Genomic DNA, 817 nt, shown 5'->3' with positions numbered 1-817 from the left:
TTCATCCGCTCATTGCTACCTCGCTGCCACGGCGAATGCGGATCGGCGAAAAACACCTGGATATTCTCCGCGACAGAAAACTCCGTGTGTTTGGCAAACTCCACTCCCTGATCCCAGGTCAACGTCGAAATCGTGGTGTCCATCGACTCTTTGAGCCGACGAATCATCCGTACCATCACCTCATTGACACTGGCGGCAGTATGGTCAGTGCCGAGTCTGCCGAGCAGCACAAACCTGCTGCGGCGTTCCACCAACGTCGCTAAAGCACTGGTGCCATCTGCGCCAATAATCAAATCGCCTTCCCAATGACCGGGTACCGCACGATCATTGGCTTCGGCTGGGCGAAGTGAAATATTGGCATCATGAGTCCAGCGTTTTCCACGTGGCTTGGGCACCCCTGCGAGAAGCGAGCGGGGTTTACGCCCTGGCCGGGTAGTCCGGCAGGACTTTTCAAACACAAGTTCTTTGCGCAAGCTGCCTGCCCCTTGTACGTAAAGGGCCTGGTAAATCGACTCGTGGCTAATAGTCATGGACGTATTATCACCCCACAGTGCAGCCAACCTGCCACTGGCCTGACGCGGCGAGGCGCCACGGTTGAGCAGATTGACAACCTGGGCGCGCAAAAATCGATTGTCATCGAGTTTGCGCGGCTTTGGACGAGCAAGACGCCCGCGGCTGGCCTGATCAGCGTGATAGGCATCGTAGATACCATCGACGCTGTTGCGTGCGATTTCACGACTGATAGTGGATTGACTACGACAGACTATCTGGGCGATACGCCGGTGCGAATGACCTGCCCGCAGGCAATCGGCAATAA

The 817-nt window shown here is 56.3% G+C and carries 1 protein-coding gene; it reads right to left on the bottom strand.

Features of this window, described 5'->3' with window-relative positions; genetic code table 11:
* Positions 1-776, bottom strand: a 776-nt coding sequence (locus ADM64_RS10740) for an IS30 family transposase (RefSeq protein ID WP_239272608.1), incomplete at its 3' end; no start/stop codon positions are given.
* Between the last annotated feature and the right edge of the window lie 41 nt (positions 777-817).

The organism is Corynebacterium sp. 401_CJEI, assembly GCF_001076435.1.
Lineage (GTDB): Bacteria > Actinomycetota > Actinomycetes > Mycobacteriales > Mycobacteriaceae > Corynebacterium > Corynebacterium jeikeium_D.
Note: the sequence above shows the minus strand (reverse complement) of the source record. Positions and strands in the feature narration are given on the sequence as shown.